Annotated in this window: 22 protein-coding genes and 2 pseudogenes; 10 read left to right on the forward strand and 14 right to left on the reverse strand. The window is 52.7% G+C overall.

Annotated elements, in window-relative coordinates:
* The first annotated feature begins 67 nt into the window (after nt 1-67).
* A complete protein-coding gene (locus AAIR21_RS03200) occupies nt 68-991 on the forward strand; it encodes a LysR family transcriptional regulator (RefSeq protein ID WP_183516350.1) in 924 nt (307 codons plus the stop codon).
* Here the strand turns inward: AAIR21_RS03200 and AAIR21_RS03205 are convergent.
* Both AAIR21_RS03205 and silR read right to left on the reverse strand, forming a co-directional pair.
* Nucleotides 978-2,438 (reverse strand): Cu(+)/Ag(+) sensor histidine kinase, encoded by a 1,461-nt coding sequence (locus tag AAIR21_RS03205; protein ID WP_063156429.1) that lies wholly within the window; start codon nt 2,436-2,438, stop codon nt 978-980. The two genes, AAIR21_RS03200 and AAIR21_RS03205, sit on opposite strands and share 14 nt — an antisense overlap.
* Nucleotides 2,428-3,111, reverse strand: coding sequence for a copper/silver response regulator transcription factor SilR (gene silR / locus AAIR21_RS03210; protein WP_032670366.1), 684 nt, complete (start codon nt 3,109-3,111; stop codon nt 2,428-2,430). The genes AAIR21_RS03205 and silR overlap by 11 nt, the downstream gene beginning before the upstream one ends.
* Before the next feature lie 190 nt (nt 3,112-3,301).
* On the opposite strand from silR, the gene AAIR21_RS03215 reads away from it, so the two are divergent.
* The 5 genes from AAIR21_RS03215 to AAIR21_RS03235 all read left to right on the forward strand — a co-directional run bounded on the left by AAIR21_RS03215 (nt 3,302) and on the right by AAIR21_RS03235 (nt 10,001).
* Complete coding sequence (locus tag AAIR21_RS03215; protein WP_183516351.1) at nt 3,302-4,687, forward strand: efflux transporter outer membrane subunit; 1,386 nt, start codon at nt 3,302-3,304, stop codon at nt 4,685-4,687.
* A gap of 32 nt (nt 4,688-4,719) precedes the next feature.
* Nucleotides 4,720-5,061, forward strand: a complete 342-nt coding sequence (cusF, locus tag AAIR21_RS03220; protein WP_063156427.1) for a cation efflux system protein CusF — start codon at nt 4,720-4,722, stop codon at nt 5,059-5,061.
* Between the two features lie 11 nt (nt 5,062-5,072).
* On the forward strand, nt 5,073-6,323 hold the full coding sequence (locus tag AAIR21_RS03225) for an efflux RND transporter periplasmic adaptor subunit (RefSeq protein ID WP_063156426.1): 1,251 nt from the start codon (nt 5,073-5,075) through the stop codon (nt 6,321-6,323).
* A gap of 10 nt (nt 6,324-6,333) precedes the next feature.
* Nucleotides 6,334-9,468 (forward strand): Cu(+)/Ag(+) efflux RND transporter permease subunit SilA, encoded by a 3,135-nt coding sequence (gene silA, locus AAIR21_RS03230; RefSeq protein WP_183516654.1) that lies wholly within the window; start codon nt 6,334-6,336, stop codon nt 9,466-9,468.
* Nucleotides 9,469-9,689: 221 nt separating this feature from the next.
* Nucleotides 9,690-10,001, forward strand: a complete 312-nt coding sequence (locus AAIR21_RS03235) for a Silver-binding protein (protein ID WP_183516352.1) — start codon at nt 9,690-9,692, stop codon at nt 9,999-10,001.
* 156 nt (nt 10,002-10,157) lie between these two features.
* Here the strand turns inward: AAIR21_RS03235 and AAIR21_RS03240 are convergent, their stop codons facing one another.
* The 3 genes and pseudogenes from AAIR21_RS03240 to AAIR21_RS03250 all read right to left on the reverse strand — a co-directional run.
* Nucleotides 10,158-11,360, reverse strand: a complete 1,203-nt coding sequence (locus AAIR21_RS03240; RefSeq protein ID WP_183516353.1) for a serine hydrolase domain-containing protein — start codon at nt 11,358-11,360, stop codon at nt 10,158-10,160.
* A 77-nt stretch (nt 11,361-11,437) separates the two neighbouring features.
* Nucleotides 11,438-12,169, reverse strand: a complete 732-nt coding sequence (locus AAIR21_RS03245; RefSeq protein ID WP_063156421.1) for a putative quinol monooxygenase — start codon at nt 12,167-12,169, stop codon at nt 11,438-11,440.
* A 29-nt stretch (nt 12,170-12,198) separates the two neighbouring features.
* Nucleotides 12,199-12,735 (reverse strand): annotated as a pseudogene (locus AAIR21_RS03250) (aldo/keto reductase); the annotation flags it as partial.
* 1 nt (nt 12,736) lies between these two features.
* Between AAIR21_RS03250 and AAIR21_RS03255 the strand changes: the two are divergent.
* Nucleotides 12,737-12,829, forward strand: a pseudogene (locus AAIR21_RS03255) (LysR substrate-binding domain-containing protein); the annotation flags it as partial.
* 49 nt (nt 12,830-12,878) lie between these two features.
* Here AAIR21_RS03255 and AAIR21_RS03260 read toward each other — a convergent pair.
* From AAIR21_RS03260 to AAIR21_RS03270, 3 genes are all read right to left on the reverse strand, one after another.
* Nucleotides 12,879-13,463: a hypothetical protein gene (locus AAIR21_RS03260; protein WP_183516354.1), complete on the reverse strand. Its 585-nt coding sequence runs from the start codon at nt 13,461-13,463 to the stop codon at nt 12,879-12,881.
* Nucleotides 13,464-13,478: 15 nt separating this feature from the next.
* Nucleotides 13,479-14,444 (reverse strand): hypothetical protein, encoded by a 966-nt coding sequence (locus tag AAIR21_RS03265; protein WP_063924941.1) that lies wholly within the window; start codon nt 14,442-14,444, stop codon nt 13,479-13,481.
* Between the two features lie 343 nt (nt 14,445-14,787).
* The gene (locus AAIR21_RS03270; protein ID WP_183516355.1) at nt 14,788-16,407 is read right to left on the reverse strand and encodes a mechanosensitive ion channel family protein; all 1,620 of its coding nucleotides are present in this window, start codon (nt 16,405-16,407) and stop codon (nt 14,788-14,790) included.
* 226 nt (nt 16,408-16,633) lie between these two features.
* Here AAIR21_RS03270 and AAIR21_RS03275 point away from each other — a divergent pair, with 226 nt between their 5' ends.
* Nucleotides 16,634-16,996 carry a DUF4406 domain-containing protein gene (locus tag AAIR21_RS03275; protein WP_113656223.1) on the forward strand — a complete coding sequence of 121 codons (363 nt, stop codon included), beginning with the start codon at nt 16,634-16,636 and terminating at the stop codon, nt 16,994-16,996.
* Between the two features lie 60 nt (nt 16,997-17,056).
* Here the strand turns inward: AAIR21_RS03275 and AAIR21_RS03280 are convergent, their stop codons facing one another.
* Nucleotides 17,057-17,830 carry a DeoR/GlpR family DNA-binding transcription regulator gene (locus AAIR21_RS03280; RefSeq protein ID WP_020884137.1) on the reverse strand — a complete coding sequence of 258 codons (774 nt, stop codon included), beginning with the start codon at nt 17,828-17,830 and terminating at the stop codon, nt 17,057-17,059.
* An 86-nt stretch (nt 17,831-17,916) separates the two neighbouring features.
* Between AAIR21_RS03280 and AAIR21_RS03285 the strand changes: the two genes are divergently transcribed.
* Both AAIR21_RS03285 and tam read left to right on the forward strand, forming a co-directional pair.
* Nucleotides 17,917-18,501, forward strand: a complete 585-nt coding sequence (locus tag AAIR21_RS03285; RefSeq protein WP_113656222.1) for an NUDIX domain-containing protein — start codon at nt 17,917-17,919, stop codon at nt 18,499-18,501.
* 82 nt (nt 18,502-18,583) lie between these two features.
* The gene (tam, locus tag AAIR21_RS03290; RefSeq protein WP_434679945.1) at nt 18,584-19,342 is read left to right on the forward strand and encodes a trans-aconitate 2-methyltransferase; all 759 of its coding nucleotides are present in this window, start codon (nt 18,584-18,586) and stop codon (nt 19,340-19,342) included.
* Between the two features lie 6 nt (nt 19,343-19,348).
* On the opposite strand, the gene AAIR21_RS03295 is transcribed toward tam, so the two are convergent.
* The 5 genes from AAIR21_RS03295 to AAIR21_RS03315 all read right to left on the reverse strand — a co-directional run bounded on the left by AAIR21_RS03295 (nt 19,349) and on the right by AAIR21_RS03315 (nt 24,338).
* Entirely contained in the window at nt 19,349-20,539 is a 1,191-nt protein-coding gene (locus tag AAIR21_RS03295) for a cytochrome c biogenesis protein/redoxin (protein ID WP_113656221.1), read from the reverse strand.
* A 137-nt stretch (nt 20,540-20,676) separates the two neighbouring features.
* Complete coding sequence (locus tag AAIR21_RS03300) at nt 20,677-21,975, reverse strand: ATP-binding protein (protein WP_113656220.1); 1,299 nt, start codon at nt 21,973-21,975, stop codon at nt 20,677-20,679.
* On the reverse strand, nt 21,972-22,712 hold the full coding sequence (locus AAIR21_RS03305) for a response regulator (RefSeq protein ID WP_025204193.1): 741 nt from the start codon (nt 22,710-22,712) through the stop codon (nt 21,972-21,974). Before AAIR21_RS03305 ends, AAIR21_RS03300 begins: the two co-directional genes overlap by 4 nt.
* 44 nt (nt 22,713-22,756) lie before the next feature.
* Entirely contained in the window at nt 22,757-23,752 is a 996-nt protein-coding gene (locus AAIR21_RS03310) for an alpha/beta fold hydrolase (protein WP_032678150.1), read from the reverse strand.
* A gap of 145 nt (nt 23,753-23,897) precedes the next feature.
* Entirely contained in the window at nt 23,898-24,338 is a 441-nt protein-coding gene (locus AAIR21_RS03315) for a GNAT family N-acetyltransferase (protein ID WP_014170062.1), read from the reverse strand.
* Nucleotides 24,339-24,478 lie beyond the last annotated feature (140 nt).

Genomic DNA, 24,478 nt, shown 5'->3' on the forward strand with positions numbered 1-24,478 from the left:
ATACAAGGCGGAAGACGCAGCAGTTGCACTGTTCAGTTGCATACAACGCCTTATCTGAGGATGCATCATGTCCGATCCGGATTTTAATTTGCTTGTCGCCCTCGACGTCCTGCTGGCCGAAGCCAGCGTGGCGGGCGCGGCGCGGCGTTTAAACCTGAGTACGTCAGCCATGAGCCGTACCCTGAGCCGGCTGCGAGAGGTGACCGGCGACCCGATCCTGGTGCGGGCAGGGCGTAATATGGTGCTGACGCCCTGGGCCGAGGCCACCCGGGAGCGAGCCAGAGGGGCCGTGTATGAGGCAAGAGCCGTATTGCAGCCCTCCACTGAAACGCTGAAGGTAGGAAACCTCGAGCGGCTGTTCACCATCAGAGCCAATGATGGTTTTGTGGTTGCATTTGGCCCATTGCTGATTGCCGCCGTGGCCGAAGCTGCGCCCGATGTGTGTATTCGGTTCTCGCCGAAGCCTGAGAAAACGTCACGTTATCTGCGGGAAGGGCTGGTTGACCTGGAAATTGGCGTGCAGAGCAACATGGGACCTGAAATACGCCTGCAGCGATTGTTTCAGGATCGGTTCATTGCCGCGGTGCGTAAGGGACATCCGCTGGCGGCACACCCCACGGTCAGCCTTCACGATTATGTTTCCTGGGGCCACGTGGTTGCCGCGCCCGACGGGTCGCTACACGGCTTTGTCGACGATGCGCTGGCAGAAGTGGGGATGAAGCGCAAAATTGCCAGCGTCGTGCCCGGTTTCCCGACGGCGTTATCCGTGGCGCTGGCGTCCGATCTGATCGCCATGGTTCCGGCATTGTATCTGCTGAACCAGCCGATGGCGCAGAGTGTGCATGTCTTTGAACTGCCGTTTAAAACCCGAACCATTACGGTATCGCAGATGTGGCACCCGCGAATGGAAAGGGATCCGGGGCACCGCTGGCTGAGAGAGAAAGTGCTGGACGTGTGTCGGGCTGTGCAGCAACCACTCAGTGCTGAGTAACCCGCTTAGGCACGGACAAGATAAAGCGTGTCGACTGAGCATCCGATTCGACGCGGACTTTGCCATGATGCGCGGTGACAATTGACTTCACAATGGCAAGACCAATCCCGCTGCCTTCGCCTTTTCGCTGCCTGGAAGGATCCACCCGGTAAAAACGGTCAAACAGCCTGGGTAGATGTTCTTGCGGGACAGGTTTCCCGGGGTTGGCAATCATCAGCTCAAAATCGTTTTCCCGTTCGGCGATTGAGACGGTCACCGTCTTGCCTTCCGGCGTATAGCGCAGGGCATTGGATAACAGGTTGTTGATTGCGCGTCTGAACATCTGCGGATCGCCTTCGATCAGGCAGGGCATCCCGTGAAACGTCAACGTGATATGGCGTTCTTCCGCCCAGGCCTCGAAGAAATCAAAGACTTTAATGACCTCCGCGCTTAAATCAAACATCACCCTGTCCGGGATCAGCTGATTATTATCCGCCTGCGCCAGGAACAGCATATCGCTGACCATCCGGGTCATCCGGTTATACTCTTCAAGGCTGGAGTAGAGGATATCTTCCAGCTCTTTCGGCGTCCGGTTCTGGCTGAGTGCGATTTCAGTCTGGGTCACCAGATTGGTGATGGGGGTTCTGATTTCGTGGGCGATATCGGCAGAAAAATTCGCCTGGCGGGTGAACACATCTTCAATCTTTTCAATCATATGGTTGAACGAAATCACCAGTTGCTCCAGTTCAACCGGAACGCGCGACGGTTCCAGCCTCGCATCGAGATTTTCAGAGGTGATATTTTTAATGGCATTGCTGACGTTACGCAGCGGCAGGTGTCCCTGACGGACCGCGATTCGAATGATAAGAATAATCAGCAGGCTGATCACCACGGCAATCGCAATCAGGTTCTTTTTCAGCGCATCGAGATAATGGAGATGGAAATTAATAGAAAGCCCGATCAGCATAACGTAATTCTGCGCTTTTCCCTGCAGCGTTGCCGTGCCTGACGAGGCGATAATCCGGTACGTGTCACTTTTCATCTCAGCGCCGGAATGACTCTGCAGGGTGGGGGCATCTACCGTCCAGAGAAACACATCCCGTGCCCGGCTGTGCGTGCTGAATGCCGCCGTGTTCACGGCAGGGCGTAACGCTGCCCCCTGCGCCGTACTGAACAACACCTCTCCACGCGCGTCGAGAAGCAGAACCGCAACGTTACGATAGCTGGCAATTGACTCTTTGATTTTACTGATTTTCTTCTCGTCCGGATCTGCCGGGGACTGCAGGATACGGTGCATCGCGGTACTGATTTGCTGCAGATCGTTGATATCCTGCTCGGCAAAATGCTTTTCAACGGAGTGCAGCATAAACCAGGTGAAGGCGAAAAATGCCAGTATCGTGGAGAGGCTGATAAAAAACGTCAGCCTCAGGGCTAATGAGAAAGGGCGTCTGGGTAATTTAACGCGCATCCGGTGCCTCCAGCATGTACCCCACGCCGCGGACCGTCTGGATCAACTTCGGCTCATAATCATTGTCTATTTTCGCGCGAAGCCGTTTGACGGCGACATCAATCGCGTTGGTGTCGCTGTCAAAATTCATGTCCCAGACCTGGGATGCAATCAGGGAGCGGGGCAGCACTTCCCCCTGGTGTCGCATAAAAAACTCCAGCAGGCTGAACTCTTTGCTGGTCAGCAGGATGCGGTTGCCCGCGCGGCTCACCTTTCTGGACACGAGATCAATCATCAGATCAGCCACCTGAAACTGGCTTTCCGTGATCACCGTATTGCCCCGTCGCAGAAGCGTCCTGACGCGGGCGAGAAGCTCCGCAAAGGCAAAGGGTTTGATCAGGTAATCATCCGCGCCCAGTTCAAGACCCTTCACCCGGTGTTCAATAGTGCCAAGGGCTGAGAGTAACAGAACCGGCATTCCCTTCCCGGCAGAACGTAACATGCGGATGATATCCCAGCCGTTCACGTCGGGAAGCATGATATCCAGAATCAGGAGGTCATACTCGGCGGTCATGGCGAGATGATATCCGGTCAGGCCATTGTCAGCGTGGTCCACCACAAACCCCGCCTCAGTCAGCCCCTTGCTGAGGTACTCCCCGGTTTTTATCTCGTCTTCAACGATCAGTATTTTCATCTTGTTCCCCTGACTGGCTGCTCTGGACATTCTAGAGAGCCTCAAACCGTTATCAATGACTTACGTTAAGAATGACAACATTGTCATTATCCTGTCACCAGGCAAACAGGAAGCACGCTGTAGAGTAACCCTGGTAATACTCTGGACTTCATTTGAAACATTTACCAGGTCTGCCTGGACGAGAAGCGTGATGTGCACATTAAAACGACTTAGCATTAGCACAATATTTTTCCTGGCAGGCTGCGTCTCGCTGGCACCAGAATATGCGCGTCCGCCAGCACCGGTTCCGCAGCAGTTCTCGTTATCCCGAAATAGCCTCACGCCGGTGGTGGCGGGGTATCACGACAGCGGATGGCGTAGCTTTTTTACCGATCCTCAGGTCGCAGCACTGATCGCCGAAGCCCTGAATAACAACCGTGATTTAAAAATGGCCGCCCTCAAGGTTGAAGAAGCGCGCGCGCAGTTCAACGTGACGGATGCCGACCGGTATCCGCAGCTGAATGCCTCGTCAGGTGTGACCTACAGCGGTGGGCTGAAAACGGACAAGCCGACCACACAGCAGTACGACGCAGGGTTGAACCTCAGTTACGAACTCGATTTCTTCGGCAAGCTCAGGAATATGAGTGATGCTGACAGACAGAACTATTTTGCCAGCGAGGAGGCCCGCCGTGCCGTGCATATCCTGCTCGTCTCCAGCGTGTCGCAGAGCTATTTCAGCCAGCAGCTGGCCTACAAACAACGTCGTATTGCCCGCGATACGCTAAAAAACTATCAACAATCCTGGGCTTTTGTTGAACAACAGCTGGTAACGGGCAGCACCAACGTTCTGGCACTTGAACAGGCCCGGGGGCAGATTGAAAGTACCCGTGCAGAAATAGCGAAAAGAGAAGGCGAGCTGGCTCAGGCCAATAATGCCCTGCAGCAGGTTCTGGGAACCTATCGCGCGCTGCCGGCAGAGAAAGGAGGCAGCGTCGATGAGATTACCCCCGTCAAACTGCCGCCTCGTCTGCCGTCAGAAATATTGCTTCAGCGCCCGGACATTATGGAAGCGGAGTATCAACTGAAAGCGGCTGATGCCAATATTGGCGCGGCGCGCGCCGCTTTTTTCCCGTCTATTACGCTAACCAGCGGGCTTTCAGCAAGCAGTACGGAATTATCCAGCCTCTTCACCGCAGGAAGCGGGATGTGGAATTTTATTCCGAAAATTGACATTCCTGTTTTTAATGCCGGAAGGAATAAAGCCAACCTCAAACTGGCTGAAATTCGCCAGCAGCAGTCAATCGTCAATTACGAACAAAAAATTCAGGCGGCTTTTAAACAGGTCGCCGACGCGCTCGCATTGCGGGACAGCATCAGTCAGCAACTTGACGCCCAGCAGCGTTATCTTGATTCGCTACATATCACCCTGCAGCGAGCCAGAGGTTTATATTCCAGTGGCGCGGTCAGTTACATTGAAGTGCTCGATGCTGAACGTTCTCTTTTTGCAACACAACAAACCATTCTCGACCTTATCTATTCCCGACAGGTGAATGAAATTAACTTATTCACCGCGCTGGGTGGCGGTTGGGTTGAGTAATTCCTTTTAATTACTCCATCAGGAAATCAAAAATGAACAGTTTATTTAACGCGGTCGTACTGGGTGCACTCTCCGTTATATTTTCTGCAGGCCTGCATGCTGAAACACATCAGCACGGGGAGATGAGCACAGCAGCACAAGCCACGCCAGAGCAGGTTATCGCGGGAACCGGCGTGGTGAAAGCGGTTGATCTGAGCACTAAAAAAATCACTATCGCGCACGATGCTATTCCAGCGATTAGCTGGCCCGCCATGACCATGCGTTTTACCTTTGTCCAGGCAGACGAAACTATTCTCGCCTTAAAAGCCGGCAGCCACGTTAATTTTACGTTTGTTCAGCAGGGCAATATCTCTTTACTCAAGAGCATTAAATAGCGAGAAAAAGCATGGCCTCTTTAAGAATAAAGTTTGCTGCCGTCATCATCGGCAGCCTTATTGCAGGAGGGCTGATTTCAGTTATCGCCTGGCAGTCGGTGTATCCCGCAGAAAAAACAGAACAGACCACGACTGAGAGAAAAGTTCTTTTCTGGTATGACCCGATGAAGCCGGATACCCGGTTTGATAAACCCGGCAAATCTCCGTTTATGGATATGGATCTGGTGCCGAAATATGCCGATGAAAATGACGAAAAAAGCAGTGAGGGTATTCGTATTGACCCGACGCAGGTTCAGAACCTGGGACTCAAAACGCAGAAAGTGACGCGGGGAGCGCTGAATTACGCCCAGACCATACCGGCCAACGTCAGTTATAACGAATATCAGTTTGTCATTGTGCAGGCGCGTTCTGAGGGTTTCGTCGAGAGAGTGTACCCACTGACCGTGGGCGATCATGTCAAAAAAGGGACGCCGCTTATCGATATCACCATTCCGGAATGGGTGGAAGCGCAAAGCGAGTTCCTGTTGTTATCGGGTACCGGCGGAAGCCCTACCCAGATAAAAGGTGTTCTGGAGCGACTACGTCTTGCCGGCATGCCGGAAGAGGATGTTCAACGACTGCGTGCGACCCGGAGTATCCAGACCCGTTTTACTATCAAGGCCCCCATAGATGGCGTGATTACGGCGTTTAACCTGCGCACGGGCATGAACATTACCAAAGATAACGTGGTGGCACAGATTCAGGGGATGGATCCGGTCTGGATCAGTGCGGCCGTGCCGGAATCCATTGCGTATCTTCTCAAAGACAGCTCGCAGTTTGAAATTTCAGTGCCCGCGTATCCGGATAAATCGTTTGCCGTTGAAAAATGGAACATTCTCCCCAGCGTGGATCAAACTACCCGCACGCTGCAGGTCCGTTTGCAGGTCTCCAACCAAGACGAAAGCCTGAAACCCGGCATGAACGCCTACCTGAAACTGAACGCCAGGAGCCAGGAGATGCTGCTGATCCCATCCCAGGCCGTGATTGATACGGGCAAAGAACAGCGGGTGATTGTGGTCGATGCGGAAGGGCGTTTTGTGCCGAAAAGCATTCATGTTCTGCATGAATCTCAGCAGCAGTCCGCGATTGGCAGCGGACTGAGCGAAGGCGATTCTGTCGTGGTCAGCGGTCTGTTCCTGATTGACTCCGAAGCCAATATTAGCGGTGCGCTGGAGCGCATGCGTCATCCTGAAAAAACTGACGACGCGCATTCGGGCCATTAAGGAGACGATGATGATTGAATGGATTATCCGGCGCTCCGTCGCCAACCGTTTCCTGGTGATGATGGGCGCTTTGTTTCTCAGCGTCTGGGGAACATGGACTATCATCAATACCCCTGTGGATGCATTGCCCGATCTCTCTGATGTACAGGTGATCATAAAAACCAGCTATCCCGGTCAGGCCCCGCAGATTGTTGAAAATCAGGTCACGTATCCGCTCACGACAACCATGCTGTCGGTACCCGGCGCAAAGACCGTGCGTGGTTTTTCCCAGTTTGGTGACTCCTATGTGTACGTCATTTTTGAAGACGGTACCGACCTGTACTGGGCCCGCTCGCGCGTTCTGGAATACCTGAACCAGGTTCAGGGCAAATTGCCTGCCGGAGTAAGCTCAGAAATAGGACCAGATGCCACCGGTGTCGGCTGGATATTTGAATATGCTCTGGTGGATCACAGCGGAAAACACGATCTTGCAGAACTGCGTTCCCTTCAGGACTGGTTCCTGAAATTCGAACTGAAAACCATCCCTAACGTCGCGGAGGTTGCGTCAGTAGGCGGCGTGGTTAAGCAGTATCAGATTCAGGTTAACCCGTTGAAACTGGCGCAGTACGGTGTCACGCTGCCCAACGTTAAACAAGCTCTCGAATCATCTAACCAGGAAGCAGGGGGATCATCCATTGAAATGGCGGAAGCGGAGTACATGGTCCGCGCCAGCGGTTACCTTCAGTCCATTGATGATTTCAATAATATCGTCCTGAAAACGGGCGAGAACGGCGTGCCGGTTTATCTGCGCGATGTGGCACGCGTGCAAACGGGCCCGGAAATGCGGCGCGGCATTGCAGAGCTTAACGGCCAGGGCGAAGTTGCTGGTGGCGTCGTGATCCTGCGCTCGGGGAAAAACGCACGGGAAGTCATTACCGCAGTGAAAGACAAGCTGGAGACGCTGAAAGCCAGCCTGCCAGAGGGTGTCGAGGTGGTGACCACCTACGATCGCAGCCAGTTAATTGACCGCGCCATTGATAACCTGAGTAATAAACTCCTTGAAGAGTTTATCGTGGTAGCCATCGTCTGTGCGCTGTTCCTCTGGCATATCCGCTCTGCGCTGGTGGCGATCGTTTCTCTGCCGCTTGGCCTGTGCATTGCCTTTATCGTCATGCATTTCCAGGGGCTAAACGCCAATATTATGTCTCTGGGCGGGATTGCCATTGCCGTGGGGGCGATGGTGGATGCCGCCATTGTGATGATTGAAAATGCGCATAAACGGCTGGAAGAGTGGGATCATCAACACCCAGGGGAGCAGATAGACAACGCAACCCGCTGGAAGGTCATTACCGATGCGTCCGTTGAAGTGGGCCCGGCGCTCTTTATCAGCCTGCTGATCATCACCTTGTCGTTCATCCCCATTTTCACGCTTGAGGGACAGGAAGGGCGCCTGTTTGGGCCGCTGGCCTTCACGAAGACGTATGCCATGGCGGGCGCGGCCGCGCTGGCAATCATCGTCATTCCTATACTGATGGGGTTCTGGATCAGAGGGAAAATCCCCGCGGAGACCAGCAACCCGCTGAACCGACTGCTGATTAATGCCTATCATCCGTTATTGCTTCGCGTGCTCCACTGGCCGAAAACGACCTTGCTGATTGCGGCGTTAACTATTTTTACGGTCATATGGCCGCTGAGTCAGGTCGGGGGGGAATTTCTGCCAAAGATCAATGAGGGCGATCTGCTGTACATGCCTTCAACGTTACCTGGCGTATCGCCGGCAGAGGCTGCCGCGCTCTTGCAGACGACAGACAAATTAATCAAAACCGTCCCTGAAGTGGCGTCCGTATTTGGTAAGACCGGTAAGGCCGAAACGGCGACCGACTCCGCGCCACTGGAAATGGTCGAAACCACCCTTCAGCTCAAACCTGAAGATCAGTGGCGACCAGGAATGACGATTGACAAGATCGTTGATGAGCTGGATAAGACCGTGCGTTTGCCCGGACTGGCTAACCTCTGGGTACCGCCGATCCGTAACCGTATAGATATGCTCTCCACCGGCATTAAAAGCCCAATCGGTATCAAGGTGTCTGGCACCGTTTTGTCTGATATTGATGTCACGGCACAACGTATCGAAGCGGTGGCCAAAACCGTGCCGGGCGTGGTTTCAGCACTGGCAGAACGTCTGGAAGGCGGACGCTACATCGACGTGGATATCAACCGGGAGAAAGCATCCCGATACGGAATGACGGTGGGTGATGTGCAGCTGTTTGTCTCATCAGCAATCGGTGGCGCAACAACCGGCGAGACGGTTGAGGGCGTAGCCCGTTACCCGATCAATATCCGCTACCCTCAGGATTACCGAAACAGCCCACAGGCACTGAAACAGATGCCCATTCTGACGCCCATGAAACAGCAAATTACCCTGGGCGATGTCGCTGATATTCGTGTCGTTTCCGGACCTACCATGCTGAAAACGGAAAATGCCCGTCCTGCCAGCTGGATTTATATTGATGCCCGTGGCAGGGATATGGTGTCGGTTGTAAACGACATTAAAACCGCTATCAGCCAGCACGTAAAATTAAGACCGGGCACCAGTGTCTCTTTCTCCGGACAGTTTGAATTGCTGGAGCACGCCAATAAAAAACTGAAACTGATGGTGCCGATGACGGTAATGATCATATTCATTTTGTTATATCTGGCATTACGTCGTGTTGATGAGGCACTGCTTATTCTGATGAGTCTGCCATTCGCCCTGGTCGGCGGAATTTGGTTCCTGTACTGGCAGGGCTTCCATATGTCCGTGGCGACCGGAACCGGCTTTATTGCCCTGGCCGGGGTGGCAGCAGAGTTTGGCGTGGTGATGCTGATGTACTTGCGTCATGCCATTGAAGCCCATCCGGCGCTTGCCCAGCGGGAAACCTTTACCGCGGAAGGTCTCGATGAAGCCCTTTATCAGGGGGCGGTACTCCGCGTGAGACCGAAAGCGATGACCGTAGCGGTTATCATTGCCGGTCTGTTGCCCATCCTCTGGGGAACCGGTGCGGGCTCAGAAGTCATGAGCCGGATAGCCGCGCCGATGATTGGAGGAATGATTACGGCTCCGCTGTTATCCCTGTTCATTATTCCGGCCGCCTACAAATTAATCTGGCTGCGAAGACATAAATAAATGCGCGACGATATTAAAAGGACACGCTGGAGTGTCCTTTTTTATGCGTATGGGGCAGGGGGTTATTCCCCGTATGGCCCAGTGACAGAAATGTCATCAGCCCGTCACGGGATAAACAGAGGTCGGTTTTTATAATCAATGATAATTCAGACGCCGATGCATTTATCTCTGACTTTTCATTCAACGATATTGCAGAGCATGTAAACTTAGGAGATTCGACCATGAAAAAGATCCTGTTATCCATTGTCACCATTATGGCTGTCACCTCATCTGGCTGGGCAGCAGAAACGATCAACATGCACGACCAGGTTAATAACGCTCAGGCAACTGCGCATCAAACCATGGCTGAGATGCACAAGAAAATGCTCAAAGCTGGCCCCTGTAATACTACTCCCGAATCGGCAAAGTCTTTCTCTGCGATGAATGAGCATGAGAAGGCCGCCATTGTGCATGAAACGGCGAACAATGGGCCGTCTTCTGTTATTCACCAGCAACAGGCAGAGAAACATCGCCGTATGAATCAGGCGAATTAACTGGCGCGTGGTGGATGTCACGGGTATACGCCCCTCGAGTGAGGGGCGTTTTCAGCATCTTTTAGAAGGTCGCAGTAAGAATGCAGCCACCGCTGAGCAGTATCATGCCGATACGGAGAAGCGCTGCAGTTGGTTTGCAGACATGACCAGGCGAGGTTACAGCGCGCGAGAATGTTCTTCTCTCTGGCTATCGTTTTTCGCCATATCCATTAATAGTGCGATACCAATATAGTTACTCCAGTTAAATGCATTTTGAAGCACGACTACCGCATTGCCTTTTTGTTTATCGAAACCGATAAAGCTTGAGTAGCCGCCAATATAGCCTACCTGATAAGTAATTTTTTCCAGACCGATAAAATCGGTGGTCCAGGCAATACCCTGTACACCGTCGGGGCGTTGAATATCGGTATTACTGACTTCAGCAAAGACGCTATCCAATAAGCGATTGTCGGTTGTCGCCACGTGATAGCGAGCATACGCGGCCAGATCTTCGGCGTTACTGTATAAACTCGCTGCCGCTACCATGTTGTTGGAAAAATGCCAGTCGGGCGTCAGCTGACCGCGCGGGATGAATTTGGGCTGATCGCCAGCGTGGCCAAGCGCACGCTGCGGGTATCCCTTTAACGTCTGGGGAGTAAAACTACTGTTAGCCATTTGCAGCGGTTGAAAAATATAGCGCGAGGCTAAACTCTGAATATCTTCGCCGGTTTTGTGTTTCAGGATATAGCCAATCAGGGCATAGCCGGTATTAGAGTATTGCGGCATTTTATGCTGCGGTGCATGCCAGTTGGCTAAATAGCGCAATACGTTATCGCTATCCAGTTCGCCATAAAAGTTATCACCACTGCTTAAATAGCTGATGAATTTTCCCAGCATCGGAACATCCATATTCTGACGGGGCAGGCCAGAGGTGTGGGTCACCAGTTCCAGTAGAGTAATTTTTTGTGCATCTGCGCTTAAGGGCGTACCCGGTGGCAGCAATGTCGCCAGGTTATCGTCCCAACTCAGCCTTCCTTCGTTCACCAGACAAGCCACCACTTCCGCCGTAATCCCTTTGCTGAGCGAACCGAGGGCAAACAAGGTATTGGACCCGATCGGGTAGCGATTGGCCACATCGGTTACGCCCCAACTGTAAAACTGCGGAGAACCGTAATTATGGATCACCGCAACCGTCATCCCGGGAACGGATTTTTGCGCCATATAGTGACGGACCACGCTATCAACGTCGCCGTCCAGCGATTTATGGGTGAGGAGTTCCTGTGTTCCTGCCGGGGAGGACATTTGCGAGAGGGTGCCACAACCGCTCAGTGACGGGATAACAAGCAGAAGCCAGCGAAAATGTTGAGTTATGTTCTGCATACCTGTCATGTGTGGTGGTCATTAGAGCGCCCGGAATGTATCACACCTGGCCTGCGTAAACGCCATTTTTCTACGCTTTAGCCGCCAGGGGCGATTTCTGCGGTTATCCCGCCTTTATTACGCAGAAATAGTGGTTTGACAGGAATAGACGTTTTACGGGTACTCATGTGCGCCGTTTGCTTTAGATAATCCCTAAAGTGCAGCGTCTGTCTGTGGAGTTGATAATCTTCCTCACTGGCGTAAATCTCATAGAAATACCAGCGGTGGGGATCATCTACGTCTGTCGCGGCATACATGGCAAGCACGCCTTTTTCTATGTTGAGCGACTGAGCCATTTCAGGAAGGACAATGTTTTTGAATTCGGTCTGATATTCCGGCTTCACCTCGACTACCACCAGATTATTGATGGTCCGCTCATCGGGTATAATGTGTTTGTCCCCTGTAAATTGCGGCACCAGTGTGATTTTCAGCTTCCGATCAATCATATCAGGAGCTTGAGCATCAAACGCTTTGTATGGAGCGGCATCCAGATGTTTGCGGTAGGCCAACTCGCTTGCATAAAGCTCAACCATATATGCCTGACGCGCATTGTCACTGCGTTTCAGCGCGTACATCGCCAGCGTGCCCGCCTCATGATCAACCGAAGCGGTGATTGTTTGCCTGGCAACCTCATCAAAATGCCTGTCCCGATCGGGCGTGATGCTTATCTCAACGATATTCATCACGGGCGTACCCTGTATGCCCTGACTTTTTGTAAAGGCAGGGCTGCTTATTAGCAGGTAAGCTAAAAACATGAGACTCTTTTTCATGATGATCCTTTTTCTAAACCAGAAACAGGCTACCGCGTCCAGACCTGCTTAACGTCTTTGGTATGCGGCGTATTTTGCGCCATAACCCCCGTCAGAAGGTGGGGCTGATAGCATTCTTCCAGATAGCGGATCGCCTCCGGGCTCAGCTGCAGACTCACGGCGTTTACCGCACCTTCGACATGACGTTTTTGCGTGGCACCAACAATGGGTGAGGTGACCCTGGTCAGTAGCCAGGCGAGTGATATTTCCGTCATGGATACCTGATACTGTTCGGCAAGCTCGGCAACGCGTTCGATAATGATCCGATCTTGTTCTGCCGTACGGTCATACTTCTCGCGGGCGTAGTCATCCTCGACGGCTCGCCGCGTGTGGCCATCTTTACGGGAGAGGCGGCCGCTTGCCAGCGCGCTATAGGGCGTCAACGCAATCCCATCCTCAGCGCATAAACCGAAGAGTTCACGTTCATCTTCACGCATAATCAGGTTGTAATGACTCTGCATGGAAACAAAGGGCGTCAGTCCTTCGCGTTCTGCAAGCGCGTTCGCCTTAGCCAGCTGCCAGGCGTAGCCGCCAGTGTATCTCTATTACCCGAAAAACGCGGGGAAAACGAAAAGGGTGAAAGCCCTGATTGATTTTCTGATCTCCGCGACCGAGCGATAAGGTTGCGCAGGCACAGGGCGAAGTCCCGCCAGTAGTGGCGGGAATGTGTTTAACGCTGCATGTTATAGCGTGTCTGGCGGATTTGCTGGCGCCAGGCGCGGTTATGAAGTGTAAATAGCAGCATCTTATAGAAGGAAGGAGATCGTATACAGAAACCGCTGAGCAGCAACATGACAACACTCACCAGTGCGGCTGTTAAATTGACGCCTGGCCAGATGGTGCCGCTCAGAGCCGCAATCAGATAAACGACCGTCAGCAGAAGGCTTATGAATGCCAGAGAAAGATGTACCCGCACGGCGCGAATACTGCCTTTACCCATCATAAACATCGTCAGACCGTTGATGCCGGCGAACAGAAGGGCAATCAGCACTACCCACGCAAATACCTTTTCTGCCGGCTGATTGAGTGCGGCGAATACGCCGTAGCCCAACCATAGCTGCGGAATAGCAAAACTGACAATCACCCCGAGGGTGCTGATTGCCGCAGGGATACCCATAGTATGTAGCCCCACGGGCTTACCCATCTGCTGGACCAACTGCGTTTTCAGTTCTTGCAACTGTGAAGCGTTGGCATTGTTTATACGTACCGCTATGTCGTTACAGTGTTGTAGACGACGGGATAGCTCTTTAAGCATTTGAATACTCTACGCTTAATTTGGGGAAAATGACTGTAATAGTCCTACCACATAGCGCCCAGACTTGACTGTGTTCTGTGGATTTCGAATGGTGCCCGTAAGTGAACTACCAACAAATGCCGAGGCATTGGTTACCGCATTAACCAACTCACGCTGCAGTGATTTTTGCAATGATTCGCTGGGGAATCGTTTCGGATAAACACCTGCACGAATTGCAGCCTTAACTCCGGAACTGGAGATGCCAGGATTCTGAGCTTTGATGATTTCTTCTGTAATTCGTTTTCTCTCAGCACGACTAAGGCTCTGGAACCAAGTTATAACTTTACTTGAGGAAGCCGCTTTCATCAGCTTGTAAGTTTCTAATGTACCTTTCAGTGCCGTTCCAGCAGCAGCCAGCGAAATAACATCCAAGACTGTAGAAGTGGCAATATACCAGTCCTGGCTGTCCAGCCAGGCAACATCGGATCCGTGATCGTTATTAATAGCCAGCAGTCTGCCAGCTCCAATCATGCACTGCGCACCGGTCGCGAGTGCACCTGATAGACTAATTGCAGCTATTACCCCGGATCCTCCCGCAGTCATTGGTACTGCCGCACCGGCACCAAACGCCATGACCAACGTTACGATCATCGCACCACAGGCAAAACCAGTTGAGGTAATTTCAGTGGCCAGTGACGGCGCTGTGAGAGCAGCAACAACGGCTTTTTCAGCACTGTGTTGCTTGATATCCGGCACTTTACTTATCACCACATGGCTCACGGTGCTCTGATTAGCATCCGCGATACGGCGGGAAGGGCGTACAAGCCAGCGTTGTCTACCATCGTCAAAAATAATACCGACGTTGTAAAAATTTCGCATGCAGTCCAGCTGTTCAGCCAGTTTTTTAAAATCGATATCTGCACCTGTCTGATTACCGAGACTGCGAGAAAGGTCGTAACCAGGTAAAGTGTTGTCAGGTGAAGGTTGACCAGGGAGGTTCATCAGAGAACTCCTTCGTTCCATGAGGGCAAATGACGCTTTTGTGGACTGCCTGAATATTCAAACGGCAAGCAGAGTAATTTTATGATTTCGATGATAGCAGTGTTAAAACTTTGATCCAATATCTGGGGGCCAGCCAGAATAGGTAGGAATTAGAAAAGGGTAGGATTGCGTAATTAGCATTGCTCAGGAATGGATCATAATAATCTATTTAACATAATATACATTATGCGCACTTGCATGGATTAAGGCAGAATCTGGCTTTTTGTGGTCATCCTTGTCTGGTGTTTGACAGCCTCAAATGCACCTTATCTGCTCCGAATCCTCTAAACCTGCATAGCCATCTTCACTCACGCTGTTTATTCTCTGGCTTCTCTGCCGGCGCTGCATACCAGTTATCTTCCGTCACGACGACCGCGCCTTCTGGTTGCATCACAAAGTTTGGCGACATGATTTGTACATTAAACTCGTTAAAGACATCCTGAATATTGCTGTGCAGTTCATTGCGGGCCTCCGCCAGTGATTGCCCGGCACGCAGCTTCACCTGAAGTTCATAAGCAATATACCAGTCCATCAAACTCAATTGTCTTACCAGCGGCTGTTGTGACTGATCGATACATTTCGCCCGTCTGGCGGCTATCTCCAGCATGGCATGAACTTGCCGCCATGGCGTGTCGTATCCGATAGTGACACCTGTCGTCAGGTTCACGCCACCATCTGGATTTTGCGCGCTGAGATTAGTGATTTTGCCGCTAACTACGACAGCATTCGGTACGGTTACAACATAATTCTCCCGCGTAATGATTTTCGTCGCGAGCATACCTATCTCTGTGACCAACCCTTCGTTATCCGCGACCCGAATGATGTCGCCTTTTCTCAAGGCTCGCGAGTAAATCAGTACCAGGCCACTCATGGCATGATTCATCACCCCGGCAGATCCCAGAGTCAACATCAGCCCAAAGAATACACTGATACCTTTAAAGGCCAGTGAATTGGCCCCCGGTAAAAACGGGTATGCTGCAGACAGAGCAAATAACCATACCACCACAGAAATTAACTTCCTCGTCGCGCCGACGGTTTCAGGATGGATCCCGGGAAGGTGTAAACGCCCTGCTTCTACCTGATTTAACAAGACTTTAAGGAGTTTTAGAATGAAGGCTGTGATAAGAAAAATAATCAGGACGATTAAAATGCCCGGCATAGCCGAGACAATCGACAGTGCAATATCCCGCAGAACACGCATGGTCCAGTCACCCAGCGATGCCCCCCAAACGCGCGTCCAGGGAAACAGACTGAATGCCCAACTTAGCCAGATATAAAGCCCGAGAATACCCAAAATAATCATCAGCAAAGCATACACACGAGTCTCAATCGCGCCGACAAACCTGCGCCAGCGTTGTGGAATGATACTGCGGTTCTCAAGAATGCGGCCTCGGTAAAAACGCCTTACTCCACGCCATGACCGCCAGGCACCGTACCAGAAAACAAACAGTGCCAGCAGCCCTGCGGCCGTTTTGCCTGCCGATAATGCCAGCCACCCGGCGTCATATTGATCGCGAAGCGCCGTACGTTGTGCCTCCATTCGGGTCAGCACACGTTGAGCTGCCTCATCAAGCGTCAGGTCGTCACCCTCATCGAGATCGGCTTGTGCCAGTAACATCACCGGCTTGCCGTTCATCACAATCAGTCTTCCCGGTTGGTTGTAACGGGTAACCGGAATAATTTTCAGGGGCTCCCGAACATCCTGTTGAGAGAAATTGCGCAGCGTATTACGAATGCGCAAAACTCGCTCTTCAGGCGTGGTCAGACCGAATTTTGCCTGCAGCATAACAATCGGCTGATGGAAAATATAAACCGTTCTGGCGCGCTCCCGATCTGTCGGCTCCTGGCGCGGCTCTGCGGCTATGCTGAGAAAGGAGATTACCGAGAGCAAGCATGACAATGTAACGAGCAGGATCCTCTTCATTTCCCCCCCCTGAAACGCAAGATTATTCTTATTTTTCAATACGCCCAGAGAATGGTTGATCTCTGCTTTTTGAGCATAGACCAGCTCTACTCTTCTGCAACTGTCTTAAAAAACTCACAATGCACAATATTACTTGAAATTGCACGAAATTGCCGATTAATATGAGGGCAGAAACAAAAGACGCACAAGCGTGCAAACTCATGCATTTTTACTTACTGAGGTTGATATGACACAACAGTTGATTTTAATCGCCGGCCCCTATCGTAGCGGCACCGATGGCGTACAGGCGCGCATTGATGAAAACCTTGCTCGTCTTGAAAATGCGGCGTTAGCCGTCTATCAACGTGGCCACGTTCCGGTTATTGGCGAATGGCTGGCCTTACCGTTGGCAAAAGCGGCTGGCTCGAAATCGATGGGTGATGAAATCAGTGAAGCAATGCTGTATCCCGTCGCGCACCGACTCATTGCGAAATGTGATGCTCTCTACCGGATTGCCGGCGCGTCCAAAGGGGCCGATATGGACATTGAGGTGGCGCAAACGCTGGGGCTTAAGATTTACACTACGCTTGAGGATATCCCTCAGGTTTGATGTTGCCTGCCAGCCTGTCGGCTTACCGACAGGCCGGATCATAAAGGCTTTTCGCGTGGGTTATGCCTTTTCCGGTTCAGAGGTCATCACCACGGAAACCCCCTTTTCTTTTACCGCGTTAATCCAGGCGCTATCGGTATCGTCTTCAACGACAATCGTGTTCACCAGCGACAGATCGCCAATCACAAAAGATGACGCGGTATTGATTTTTTCGGGGGAAGCCAGCACAACCGTTTCGGCGGCTCTGCCGGAAAATGCACGTTTGATACTCGCCTCTTCAAAATCACCGGTCGTCAGGCCCGCATCAGGATGGATGCCAGTTACTCCCATAAAGAACAGGTCCGCATGGATTTTTTCGATGCCTTCGATAGCAGCCGCGCCGACCGCGACAATAGAGTGTTTATACAGACGGCCACCGATCAGGATAACCTCAATGGAGGGATGTTCGACAAGTCCCAGCGCAATGCCTGGGCTGTGCGTGACCACGGTTATCTTCAAATCAGGAGGTAAAAACGTAATCAGCTCTGACGTGGTCGTGCCGCCGTCAATGATCACCACCTGGCCGTCAGAAATCAGCTGCGCACCTTTACGGGCGACATTTTTCTTGGCATCCATCTTTACCGATTTACGCTCAGCAAACGGGGCAATGGCCGAGGATGACGGCAGCGCCCCGCCGTGAACACGCTGTAAACGCCCTTCTGCCGCAAGCTCGCGTAAATCGCGCCGAATGGTATCTTCAGACACCGCGAAAAGCGTGCTGAGCGCTTTCGACTGGACCTGACCTTCAGCCTCGAGCTTTTCAAGGATCAATTGTTTTCGCTGCGTTGTGAGCATAAGGAATTCCTGATATTGCACGTTTAATCTTGAAACTGCACGACAATGCTGTTTATGATAATTACTCTACGTAAGGAGGAACAAACGTGCAATCAAAACGTGCAGATGTACGCATCATAGAAAGTGAAACACTGTCTGATAACTGGTACATCCTGAAAAAATATACCTTTGATCTGCAGCGACGCGATGGCGAATGGCAGCGGCAAAATCGCGAAGTTTACGACCGGGGAAACGGAGCCACCATCCTGCTTTATAACCGGGATAAAAAGACGGTGATCCTGACCCGCCAGTTCCGCTTCCCTGTCTTTATTAACGGGCACGAAGATGACCTTATTGAAGCTGCTGCGGGCTTGCTCGATAACATGGATCCGGAAAGCCGGATTAAAGCAGAAGCGGAAGAAGAGACCGGCTATAGCGTTTCCCGCGTTCAGAAAATTTTTGAAGCTTACATGAGCCCGGGCTCCGTCACTGAAAAACTCTATTTTTATCTCGCCGAATACCAACCGAAAGATAGATCCAGTGAAGGCGGTGGACTCAAAGCGGAGGGTGAGGATATCGACGTACTGGAAATGACGCTGGAAGAGGCACTGCGCGGCATTGAAACGGGCAGGATTGTCGACGGGAAAACCATCATGCTGCTTTATCATGTTGCCCTGAAAGGCATTCTGTAATTGCCGCAGGACAGACACCTGCCGCAGTGCAGGTGTCTGCGTGTGCTATTCTTGCTGAAGCATGCACAACGGAGATGCAAAGATGGCTGACAGGAACCCTTCCCTGTACCTGCGATACGGAGCCGAACGTACGCGCCCCGCCGCTGAATTGCTCGCCCGAATTCCCCTGGATGACGTGTCATCCATCGTCGATCTGGGCTGCGGGCCTGGAAACAGTACGGCGCTGTTAAAACATCGCTGGCCTTCAGCGCACGTCACAGGGGTCGATAACTCACCTGCGATGCTGGACGAAGCCCGCAGCGCCTTACCGGATTGCCACTTTGTTGAGGCCGATATCCGCCAGTTTAAGCCCGGCCAGCCGCTGAGCCTGATTTACGCCAATGCCTCATTGCAGTGGGTGCCCGACCACTACGATCTCCTGCCGCACCTGGTCTCTCTGCTCACGTTAAATGGCGTACTGGCCATTCAGATGCCTGACAACTGGCTTGAGCCCACTCATGTGGCGATGCGTGAAGTTGCCTGGGAACAAGGCTATCCCGATCGGGGTCGTGAAGCCTTGCCCGGCGTGCATGCCTATTACGACATTCTGACAGACGCCGGTTGTGATGTGGATATCTGGCGGACAACCTATTTCCATAAAATGAGCTCACACCAGGCCATCATTGACTGGGTAAGCGCGACCGGTTTACGTCCGTGGCTGCAGGAGCTTAATGAGAGCGAGCAGAAACGTTTTCTCAAGCGCTACCATGAAATGCTGGAAGAGCAGTATCCGCTCCAGGAAAACGGGCAGATACTGCTGGCTTTTCCACGGTTGTTTATCATTGCTCAACGTCAGCCCTGAGCAACGTTATGAGCGGGCCTCTTTAAGCAGCTGCTGGATAACTTTTTCCTGTTCTTCATAGTTACCTTCACCAAAAGAGGTATAACGTAACTGCCCTTTGGCATCGAAATAGTAATGTGCCGGCCAGTACTGGTTACCGAAGGCGTTCCAGATTTGGTAGTTATTATCCGTCACGATCCGATACGGCAGTTGCCATTTGTTCACCGCGTTTTTCACCGACGAGAGCGGTTTTTCCCACGGATATTCAGGCGTATGCACGCCGATGACCACCAGACCCTGGGACTGATATCGCGTGGCCCAGTCGCGGACATGCGGGAGCGTATGCTGGCAGTTGATGCAGTCCCAGGTCCAGAAATCAATCAGAACGACTTTACCCCGCAATGATTCAGACGTGACAGGGTCACCATTAATCCACCCGGTACCTCCACTTAACGAAGGCAACTGACTGCTGGGTTCGGTCATTACGACCGGCTGCAGTTTTATTGGCGCAGTGGCGGGCTTCGCCAGGGTCAACAGCGTCGTTTCAAGACGGTCTGCCACCCCATTTGCACCTTTCAGTACCGAGTTCATCCCCGTGGCGTTGAACGCCACAGCCGCTAACATCACCACGCCCGCCCCCTTGCGCATCCTTTCCATCAGCGCTGATTTGGCTCGCAGCGGTGCCATCAGTTTCCGACCGCCGGCCATAAGCAGGCCCAGCATAAGCGCACATCCGCTGCCATACGCCGCCAACAGCGCGCCGGTGGTGATGGCCGAATGACCCGCAATATTGATACTGAAAATAGCCCCGAGGATCGGTCCGGCACAGGGAGACCAGAGCAGACCGACGGCCAGTCCGGCCAGGAAAGCGGAAAACATTCCGCGCGTTTGTCCGCTGCGGGTGTTGAGGATATTGCCCGCGCTGACCGCAGGCCCGGCTATGCGCTGGGCGAAGGACGGGAAAATTAAGGCCAGCGCGGCCGTAGCCAGAATAATGAGTGCCAGCCAGCGCCCTATTATCGTGGCATCCGTGATCCATTCACTGGCAACCGTAACAACCATCGCCACCACGGTAAACATCACGATCATCCCTGCCAGCAGAGCCAGGATATGTCTTCGCTGCCCCTGAAAACCGGCAAACAGAAGAGGTATCACCGGGAGCGTACATGGACTGAGCAGGCTTATCATCCCGCCCAAAAACGCGATTATCAAAAACATAAAAACCTCACATTACAGATGGCCTGCGACGCTGCAGTGAGGGTATTTCATCGTACGGATGTGTTTGGGATGTGTGCAAAAAGGGACGATTTGTCTGCTCTCGTATCGGTCACGCAACCGGATACAAAACCGTACAATCAGCGACGCGGCAGCGTTACCGTGACCTTCAGCCCGCCTTCAGGAAGGTTTGCCAGCCGCAGTTTCCCGTCAAGCTGCGCGGTCAGCTGCGCGGCAATCGCCAGCCCCAGGCCGGTTCCGCCGGTATCACGGTTACGCGATGTTTCTACCCGATAAAAAGGCTGTAATACCGCGTCGAGTTCAGCCTCGGGTATCCCCGGCCCGCCGTCCAGAATATGGATAGCAATGTGTCCGGCAGAAGAATCATCAATCTCAATAACGGCATAGCCACCAAACTTAAGCGCGTTATCCAGGAGGTTGGTCATCACCCGGCGAAGCGCCTGCGGCCGAGTCACTATCGGCAGGCGGGCGTCGTTTGCCTGAAACTGCACGTTTTTACCAATGTCCTGATAATCACAGGCAATGCTGTTTACCCAGGCATTGAGCTCCAGCTTTAGCGAGGTCTCTTCCAGGGATTCTGATGACCGGGCATAGGCAATCCCCTCCCGCACCAGACGGGTCATGTTATCGAGGTCGTTCAATAACTTGTCGCGTAACTCGGGTTGATTGGCCATCTCGACGCGCAATTTCATGCGCGTGATGGGCGTCTGCAGGTCGTGAGAAATGGATGCCAGGATCTGCGCGCGTTCGCGAAGGTAGGATTGAATGCGCGCCTGCATCGCGTTAAAGGCATGCGCGGCTCTTTGCACTTCTACCGGCCCCTTCTCCGTCATTGGTGTGTTTGCCGCCGGGTCCAGCGCGTCAACCGCACGGGTAAACTGAGAAAAAGGCCGAATCACCTGACGCACGGCGATCCAGGCACAGGCCGCAAGCAGCAGCAGCTGCAATACCAGCACGACAGGTAACCAGCTGGCGACCGGCGGCATGCGTGGTGTCAGATCGATGGTCAACGGTGCGCCATCGCGTAAGGTGAGATGCGCCTGAATATGGGAAATGGGACCGGGAACGGCGGTAAACGTGAGCGGGTAGTCAGCCGTAAGGGTCTCTTTTAGCGTTCGAATGGCATCGCGTGAACGCTTATCCTCAGGCGGTGCGCCCGGTTCTCCAGGCCCGAGAATATAGCGATAGTTACCGCGCTCCAGCCGCGGCAGCCAGGCCGCCCGCTCCTGGGCGGGAAGCCGGTCAAGAATGGCCACGCTAGTGGCTACATCGTTTTCCAGATTACCCAGCATTACGGTGCGGGCGCTGTGCATACGTTCAACCATCACCAGCGTCAGGCTGAGGGTATTGGCCAGTAAGAGTCCAGCCAGCACGATGACCAACAGCCGGGACAGCAACGAGCGTGGCCAAAGCGTCATTCATTGGCCTCTTTTATGGTCACCGGCATTGTAAAGACATAGCCTTCACTGCGCACGGTCTTGATATAGGCCGGCGTGCGGGCGTCTTCATTCAGACGCTGACGCACCCGGCTCACCAGCAGATCAATCGATCGTTCAAAAAGCTCGGCATCGCGCCCCTGGGTCAGATTTAGCAGTTGATCCCGGGTCAGGACACGCTGAGGGTGATCGAGGAACACGCGCAGCAGACGATATTCCGCCCCGCTGAGCGCCACTACCATCCCTTCACTGTCGATTAAATGACGGGCCACGGTGTCCAGTTGCCATTCTCCGAACGTGACCAGTCGTCCGGCTTCCGTCACCTGTAAATTGGGGGGCATTGTGCGGAAACGACGTAAAATGGCTTTGATCCGCGCGAGTAACTCGCGTGCAACAAAAGGCTTCACGACATAATCGTCTGCCCCCATCTCCAGCCCCAGGATCCGGTCTGTTTCCTCGTTACGCGCCGTGAGCATCAGAATGGGCAAGTCTTTATGTTTACCGCTTCGGAGCTGACGGCACAGCGTTAATCCGTCATCGCCGGGCATCATGACATCCAGCACCACAAGATCGATATGCTGTTTATCAAGCACAACTCGCATCTCTTTGCCATTTGCCGCGCCAGAGGCGCGATATCCGGACTTAACGAGGTAATCGACAATCAGCTCACGAATATCCCTGTCGTCATCGACGACAAGGATATGATCAATATGCTCCACAGAAATCTCCAGGCTGAAGGGTAACGTATTGAAAATAGCACATTTCAGAGTTTATCTGCGTCCACAACTGCGTTGACGAAATCCTGTGGATCTTCCTGTGGTGGGTTGTGACCTACGGTTTTGCCAAAGGTACGGTGTTCATACTTGCCGGTGAATTTCCCGGCGTAGGCCTGTGGTGCAGGATGCGGCGCCCCGTTGTTTCCGCCTTCGATGGTGATCGTCGGGACGGTAATATTCGGAAGCGTTGCCAGTTTTTGCTCATAACTGTCGTATTTGCGCTCCCCTTTTTCCAGTCCTAAACGCCAGCGATAGTTACTGAGCGTCACCGCGACATGGTCCGGGTTATCAAGGGATTTGGCACTGGCGTTAAACGTTGCATCGCTAAATTTCCAGTCAGGTGATGCCTGTGACCAGATCAGACGGGCGAAGTCATGGGTGTTTTTGGCGTAGCCTTCAGCACCACGTTCGGTGGCGAAATAGAACTGATACCACCACTGAACTTCTGCTTTCGGCGGTAAGGGTTGTTTGCCAATCTGCTGGCTGCTGATCAGGTATCCACTGACGGAGACCAGCGATTTAACGCGTTCTGGCCACAGCGCCGCGACGATGTCCGCCGTACGGGCCCCCCAGTCGTATCCTGCAAAAACGGCCTGCTTGATGTTCAGGGCATCCATCAGGTTCACAACGTCTTTCGCCATGGCCGAAGGCTGGCCGTTACGCGGCGTTTTGTCTGAGAGGAAACGGGTAGTTCCGTAGCCACGCAGAGAAGGCACAATCACCCGATATCCTTTGGCAGCCAGCGCGGGAGCAACTTGCGCATAACTATGAATATCGTAGGGCCAGCCGTGTAATAAAATGATCGGTTGACCATTTTTCGGGCCGATGTCGACATAACCGACGTTAAGGTCGCCGGCGTTAATCTGCTGAGGATGATCAAACGCCGTCGCGAAATCAGTGCCGGTTGCTTCGGCCTGACAGGACATGACGGTACCAAGAGAAACGGTTAATGCGAGAGTTGAGTATGCGAGTTTGCTGAACATGTTGTTATCTCCGATTGAGTACGATTCACGGGGATATAACAACATCGGTTTGTATAGCGGATATGTGCGAATGGGCCTTTATTGCAAGCCTGTGTATGTATCAGAGGCGTTGATACAATGTGATACAAACACAGGTCATTGCGTCTTAAAGCGAGACGCGATAACGAACGTAATCGTCGGCTTCGCCATATTGGTCGTAGAGTTTACGTGCCGGGTTGTTCTGCCGCGTGACCCAGTAAAGTTTCGACCACCCTTCGCGCTTGCCTTCGTCCATCAGGGCGTCAATGAGCGCTTTTCCGGTCCCTGCGCCCCGTTGGCTGGCAGCAACAAACAGATCTTCCAGATAACAAACGGGCGCTGTCGACCAGGTTCCTTCGTGCAAAATACACATGGCGAAGCCGATGACGTTGCCGTCGCTTTCCGCAACCCGGCAAAACATCGATGATCGCTCGTCGAGCGCCCTTTGCCATGTCGCGGCGGTCACGGACTCATCGAGGACACAGTCATAAAAATGGGTGTAGCCGTCCCACAGCGGACGCCACTGGGAATAATCTTCTGCGCGTAAAGCTCTTACCGTAACAGCCATATATTCCTCATATTACAAATCGAAAGCCTTTTAAAAGCAGTTATTGGTAGTAAAGAATTCCAGCACACCGAAAAAGAATGTGATAGAGATGAAAATACCAGAAGGTGAACAAAAACATAACGCTTAAACAGGGAGAACCA

Source organism: Enterobacter sp. PTB (assembly GCF_051130085.1).
Taxonomy (GTDB): Bacteria; Pseudomonadota; Gammaproteobacteria; order Enterobacterales; family Enterobacteriaceae; genus Enterobacter; species Enterobacter ludwigii.

Coding starts and splice junctions, on each gene's coding strand:
- AAIR21_RS03200 (WP_183516350.1), top strand. CDS start 68: ATGTCCGATCCGGATTTTAATTTGCTTGTCGCCCTCGACGTCCTGCTG.
- AAIR21_RS03205 (WP_063156429.1), bottom strand. CDS start 2,438: ATGCGCGTTAAATTACCCAGACGCCCTTTCTCATTAGCCCTGAGGCTG.
- silR (WP_032670366.1), bottom strand. CDS start 3,111: ATGAAAATACTGATCGTTGAAGACGAGATAAAAACCGGGGAGTACCTC.
- AAIR21_RS03215 (WP_183516351.1), top strand. CDS start 3,302: ATGTGCACATTAAAACGACTTAGCATTAGCACAATATTTTTCCTGGCA.
- cusF (WP_063156427.1), top strand. CDS start 4,720: ATGAACAGTTTATTTAACGCGGTCGTACTGGGTGCACTCTCCGTTATA.
- AAIR21_RS03225 (WP_063156426.1), top strand. CDS start 5,073: ATGGCCTCTTTAAGAATAAAGTTTGCTGCCGTCATCATCGGCAGCCTT.
- silA (WP_183516654.1), top strand. CDS start 6,334: ATGATTGAATGGATTATCCGGCGCTCCGTCGCCAACCGTTTCCTGGTG.
- AAIR21_RS03235 (WP_183516352.1), top strand. CDS start 9,690: ATGAAAAAGATCCTGTTATCCATTGTCACCATTATGGCTGTCACCTCA.
- AAIR21_RS03240 (WP_183516353.1), bottom strand. CDS start 11,360: ATGCAGAACATAACTCAACATTTTCGCTGGCTTCTGCTTGTTATCCCG.
- AAIR21_RS03245 (WP_063156421.1), bottom strand. CDS start 12,169: ATGAAAAAGAGTCTCATGTTTTTAGCTTACCTGCTAATAAGCAGCCCT.
- AAIR21_RS03260 (WP_183516354.1), bottom strand. CDS start 13,463: ATGCTTAAAGAGCTATCCCGTCGTCTACAACACTGTAACGACATAGCG.
- AAIR21_RS03265 (WP_063924941.1), bottom strand. CDS start 14,444: ATGAACCTCCCTGGTCAACCTTCACCTGACAACACTTTACCTGGTTAC.
- AAIR21_RS03270 (WP_183516355.1), bottom strand. CDS start 16,407: ATGAAGAGGATCCTGCTCGTTACATTGTCATGCTTGCTCTCGGTAATC.
- AAIR21_RS03275 (WP_113656223.1), top strand. CDS start 16,634: ATGACACAACAGTTGATTTTAATCGCCGGCCCCTATCGTAGCGGCACC.
- AAIR21_RS03280 (WP_020884137.1), bottom strand. CDS start 17,830: ATGCTCACAACGCAGCGAAAACAATTGATCCTTGAAAAGCTCGAGGCT.
- tam (WP_434679945.1), top strand. CDS start 18,584: ATGGCTGACAGGAACCCTTCCCTGTACCTGCGATACGGAGCCGAACGT.
- AAIR21_RS03295 (WP_113656221.1), bottom strand. CDS start 20,539: ATGTTTTTGATAATCGCGTTTTTGGGCGGGATGATAAGCCTGCTCAGT.
- AAIR21_RS03300 (WP_113656220.1), bottom strand. CDS start 21,975: ATGACGCTTTGGCCACGCTCGTTGCTGTCCCGGCTGTTGGTCATCGTG.
- AAIR21_RS03310 (WP_032678150.1), bottom strand. CDS start 23,752: ATGTTCAGCAAACTCGCATACTCAACTCTCGCATTAACCGTTTCTCTT.
- AAIR21_RS03315 (WP_014170062.1), bottom strand. CDS start 24,338: ATGGCTGTTACGGTAAGAGCTTTACGCGCAGAAGATTATTCCCAGTGG.